Origin of the sequence: Capnocytophaga sp. oral taxon 329 str. F0087 (genome assembly GCF_000213295.2) — a bacterium.
GTDB lineage: Bacteria > Bacteroidota > Bacteroidia > Flavobacteriales > Flavobacteriaceae > Capnocytophaga > Capnocytophaga leadbetteri_A.
Window position 1 is genome coordinate 3,596 of sequence record NZ_KN390059.1, and the last position, 4,740, is coordinate 8,335.

At 34.6% G+C, this 4,740-nt stretch carries 5 protein-coding genes and 1 pseudogene; all 6 read left to right on the forward strand.

Annotated elements, in window-relative coordinates; translation table 11 throughout:
• The first annotated feature begins 186 nt into the window (after positions 1 to 186).
• A complete protein-coding gene (locus HMPREF9074_RS10800; protein WP_009391466.1) occupies positions 187 to 1,125 on the forward strand; it encodes a type VI secretion system baseplate subunit TssG in 939 nt (312 codons plus the stop codon).
• Positions 1,122 to 2,090, forward strand: coding sequence for a TssN family type VI secretion system protein (locus HMPREF9074_RS10805; RefSeq protein WP_009391465.1), 969 nt, complete (start codon positions 1,122 to 1,124; stop codon positions 2,088 to 2,090). Before HMPREF9074_RS10800 ends, HMPREF9074_RS10805 begins: the two co-directional genes overlap by 4 nt.
• Positions 2,091 to 2,145: 55 nt before the next feature.
• A complete protein-coding gene (locus HMPREF9074_RS10810) occupies positions 2,146 to 3,297 on the forward strand; it encodes a hypothetical protein (RefSeq protein WP_009391464.1) in 1,152 nt (383 codons plus the stop codon).
• Positions 3,298 to 3,333: 36 nt separating this feature from the next.
• Complete coding sequence (tssO, locus tag HMPREF9074_RS10815; protein WP_009391463.1) at positions 3,334 to 3,852, forward strand: type VI secretion system TssO; 519 nt, start codon at positions 3,334 to 3,336, stop codon at positions 3,850 to 3,852.
• Positions 3,853 to 3,882: 30 nt separating this feature from the next.
• Positions 3,883 to 4,440, forward strand: a complete 558-nt coding sequence (locus tag HMPREF9074_RS10820; RefSeq protein ID WP_009391462.1) for a hypothetical protein — start codon at positions 3,883 to 3,885, stop codon at positions 4,438 to 4,440.
• Between the two features lie 33 nt (positions 4,441 to 4,473).
• Positions 4,474 to 4,740: pseudogene (locus HMPREF9074_RS10825) on the forward strand (hypothetical protein); the annotation flags it as partial.

The following is a 4,740-nucleotide window of genomic DNA, read 5'->3' on the forward strand; positions in this document are numbered from 1 at the left end:
AGCAAACAGCTGAGAAAGATACTATCAACGATTTAAAAATCCTCACCGAAAAAAGTACCTGCCAATGTGCTGTGGGAGGTAAAATATCTATTACCCATAAAGGACATAACGAACAACACGAAATAGAATAAAAAATTGTACTTTTGTAATTTTTTTGTATATTTGCCACGTTGAAGAACTATCAAAATGGAACACCTAACAGGAGTTATAAATGAGATAAATCACTTACCTTATGATATAAGGGCAGAAGTGCTATTAAACCATTTGTTAGACAAAGGAATCATCTCTGACAACGAGTATATAGTAAAACACCAAGGGCAGTTTGTACGTGGTTATCGCACTGATGTGCTAAGCGCAAGAATTACGGATTACAATTACGATGCTACTCAATTGATAGAGGTGAATCTCTCTCGTGATAGCTTGTACGATATGCTCCCCGAAGGCGTTGCCCACCATACCAAGAGTGAAATACAAGGCAAAGGGGTTGAAACAATGCTCAAAGAGTACAAAGAGAGAAAACGACAGGAAAAAGCTGCTCGTACCTTTTTTAGCCCTTTTGAGAATGAAATTTTTAAGTTAGGAGTAGAGATTGAAGCCTTTGAACAAACCAACTTTAAAGAACTCAATGCCAATGAGATTTCCTCATTGTTCTATGAACTTTGGGATGTATCAAAAGATTTTCCAACATTCTTAGTCTCTAAGTTCATTAGGTTACTGCCCTATAGCTATAAGATAGTAGGCAATATTCCACTTACCGTACATATCCTCTCAGAACTTTTAGAAGAGAATGTACGTATTAAAGAAAGAGAGTTTGCTACTTATTCTGATGAATCACAAGGTTTTTGCTTGGGAGAAGATATCTATTTAGGAGTAGATATGATCACAGGTACAGCCTATGAAGATTATACCAAACACCTGACCCTTGAGATAGGTCCTTTAAAGCATTCTGCTTTTACTGATTATATACTTGGGGGCAACAAAGAAAAGTTTGTAACTCTGTTCTGTGAGCACTTCTTCCCATTAGAGGTAGAAATACAGTTAAGTGTATTGCTTTCAGAAGAGGAAAGTCAATTTGAATTAAAAGAAAATAATGATCCTATTTTAGGCTATAATACTTGGATATGAAAGAGATAAAAAATTATTTCATCAACTTGTTTGACCCGCGATTGTTGATAATATTATTGTTTATAGTGACATTGTGCATAGCTGTCACTATAATTTTCTCAAAGAAAACACCTGAATTCAAAAAGTACAAAACCAATGTGTATATCTATCTGTTTTTAACGGTTTTAGTGTATTCAGTTATAGCTTTTTTGGGGTATAATAGGCTTTTTGTAGGAAAGACTTTGAATGAGTTTATTTTCTATCAAATATGTACCTTAGTACTTGGTACTCTTCACTGTTATTTTTATCGTGTTTTCTTTAATAAGTTTAAACTCGAAGATGATATCACCAAAGAGATATTCTTTGCTCTACTCACATCAATATATGGTTCGGTACCATTTCTATTGATTTATACTTTCTTAAACGGAATGTATTACACCCCTTTGATGATGGGCAATTTCATAGTATTTTTTATTCCTACTTTGGTCAATATCACCTTCAATTACTCTCAGAAGATACCACCTAAAATCTATACAACTTGGCAGTTTCCAGAGAACTATAAAGAATTGGCTGGAGTAAGTGATGAAGAAATGCGCGATTTGGTAGTCTTTACCCTAATGATAAAGAAAGAAGAGAATGATAAAGACTACACTTTGTACCGAGCTAAAGGACCTACCCGAATAGATTTCGGGCGACTGTTCTACAACTTTGTAGAAGACTATAACGAACGTTTTGTAGAAGCCCCTATTGAGATACAGAATGAAGAAGGCTTTTACAATTGGGTGTTTTTCAAACAAGCCCAATGGTACGAATCCGCAAAATATATAGACCCTAAATTCACACTGTATATGAATGGAATAGAAGAAAACAGTGTAATTGTCTGTATGCGAACCCTTGTTTCTAATCAAAAAGAAAATAGTGAAGACCAAGAAGCAGATTTTGAATACAATAAAGAAAAAGATAACGAACGAGTGCAAGCATACTAATTCGCCTATTATCAAAATTAATAACACAATAAATAACAAAAACTAAAGAATAACAATGATAGAAAAACTTACCCACCTCCCAGTAAACTTTATTGATGGAATGAAAATCAATAAGAGATATTTTATTGATATTCAGAATTTTGTTATCGATTCGGTACGCGATGCTATTGGAGTACATACCTCAATGCTCACTTATGGACTCTTACCTACTAATGACCCTGTGAGAATAAACCTGTCAGTAGATGCTCATAAATACTTAAGGGTTCGCATAGAAGAATGCCACGCTATAACCCCTAATGGCTCTCGGATAGAAATTAGCTCTAACACCGAACAGCACTCACTATCCCTTTCTTATCCCGAAATCGTAAAAGAAATAAAAGATGAAGAAGTAGCTCTACTTGCTTGTATTTCAGTAAATCCATTCAAACGCATTCCTTGTGGAGAACCCGACCCAGAGGAAAATCCACCACGAGATCCTTATACAGAGCCTGAATATTACCTATCTTTGGTAAAAGAAGAAGAGCTTAGAAAAGAAATGGGTGTAGGTGGGCACTACCTTATTGTGGGAAAAATATGGGTAAGTGGTACAAGTTCTCACCTTGATGAGTCGTATATACCCCCTTGCGTTTTGGTAGCTTCTTATAAAAGGTTACAAGAATTGTATAGCGAGATAGATCGCTTCTATGGACAAATGGAAATTTATGCCGTACAGATAGCTCAAAAGATACATACCAAAAACCAAACAAATCCTTTGGCAACCATCATAGAACAGATGACCGATAGGATGCTCTATTACTTAGCTACAGAAATCAATCGTTTTCGCTGGCTCACCCTTTACAGCACTCCATCAGAAATGTTAGTCTCTGTAGTAGGTTTTGCAAGAGTACTCAAGAACTTTATTGATGCTCGTTCGGGGATTGGTAAGGAAGAGTTACTCAATTACTTCTCTGATTGGTGTAATGTGAGCCAAGGAGAATTTGAAATGGTGTTCTCAGAAGCAATCAATGCAGAATACAATCACAATCAAATAGAGGTTTCTGTAGTAAGGGTAGAACGATTTATGAAAACCTTGGAAGATTTATTCGCTATTTTGAACCGCTTAGACTACATAGGTAAAAAACGTGATGGCAGTATCTTTGTCTCTGAGATTACTAATGAGAAAAGTTCTTTGCAACCTCAAAGAAGCAAAACATTCTTAGCCGATTAATGAATTTGATTTAAAAATAACAAAAACATAACTCTTATGGAAGTATTAAATCATAAAGAACGTAGAAAAGCTTTAATATACTTTATACTATTTTTTGCCCTTTCTGTATCTCTTTTGATGCTTGCTATGTTGTTCAATACCTATTTTCCCTTTAGAGAAAATGAACTATTAAAAAGGGAAAATGCACGCATACAACAAGAGATAAAATTTCAGGACAAATTTTCTTTTCAACTTGAAAAAGTAAAAGTAGCTGTCGATTCTATTGGAATACAAGGTGGCTATAAAAATGACTTTTTCAATGAGAAATTAGCCCTTTCTATTCTTGCTGATATGTATAAGCAAATTCCTAAAGACTCTCTTAGGAATAAAAATATGTACAACAACACTATCCTTGTATACAAGGAACTCATTGATGCTAAAAAGCAGATAAAGCAACTTACCATCAATCAGAAAACCTTGGACAGCCTTAGTACTATCAACCAAACCCTAAAAGAGGAATATGACAAGATGAAAGTAGATTTGGAAGTTTGTAAGCAACTATACCAACAACAATAAAAACACAATGGCACAATAGACAGGTTGAATATGTTTTTAAAAAAATATTTACTTATATGTTTGTTATCTTTTTCTGCTACTGTTCTTGCACAGGAAGAGAAAAAACAAGACAGCTTGCAAATCATCTCAAAAAATCCCAAAGAGGCTATTACTACTAATTGTAAAATAGTACAAGGGCATAAAAAACTCAAAGGGAGGCGTTTTGCAAGTGCTCAACCTTTGTATTTACGAACTAATAAGGACACACTCTCTTATGGAGTATTCCAATTTGGGCGTAGAGGAGAGCGACTATTCTTATATGTCAAGTTGTTAGAAGAGTCTGTTTGCTTAAAGAAAGAAAAGAACTTTGATATTTTTTTCTCTACTGGTGAGCACATTACACTGAAAAATCAATTCCCTATCAACTGTGAAGGGAACTTTGCTCATAAAATGAGCAGTAAAGAGATAGATGAGATAGTTTTTAAAGAAATAACGAAAATCACTATTTATACTTATCATAAGAACTATGAGTTTCTGGTAAGTCCTAAACAAGACAATGAAATTACTAACTTGATACAATGCCTAAGAGGGTATAAACAGCTGAACTGACAGGAATAAACACAAAAAAACAATAACAACACTATGCCACTGCCTGAAGTAAAACTAACACTGCGATATGAAGACCGCTACCTATCAGAGAAATGGAATGATAGAGAAGCCGATAAGGTAGTGGTTCGCACAGATACTCACTTTCAAAAACATACCATTAGTATTCTCATCTCAGAGGAACAAATAGGAAGCGTACAGTTAAAAATAGACGACCATTTGGTAGAACTCCCGACTTACAAACTTATCGTTACCGATGATAAAACAGAAGAGATAAAAACGTTTCAGATAACTCGAGATTTT

What these genes read in the sequence shown, in the direction of transcription:
- HMPREF9074_RS10800 (WP_009391466.1), top strand. Translation starts at nt 187, where the DNA reads ATGGAACACCTAACAGGAGTTATAAATGAGATAAATCACTTACCTTAT.
- HMPREF9074_RS10805 (WP_009391465.1), top strand. Translation starts at nt 1,122, where the DNA reads ATGAAAGAGATAAAAAATTATTTCATCAACTTGTTTGACCCGCGATTG.
- HMPREF9074_RS10810 (WP_009391464.1), top strand. Translation starts at nt 2,146, where the DNA reads ATGATAGAAAAACTTACCCACCTCCCAGTAAACTTTATTGATGGAATG.
- tssO (WP_009391463.1), top strand. Translation starts at nt 3,334, where the DNA reads ATGGAAGTATTAAATCATAAAGAACGTAGAAAAGCTTTAATATACTTT.
- HMPREF9074_RS10820 (WP_009391462.1), top strand. Translation starts at nt 3,883, where the DNA reads ATGTTTTTAAAAAAATATTTACTTATATGTTTGTTATCTTTTTCTGCT.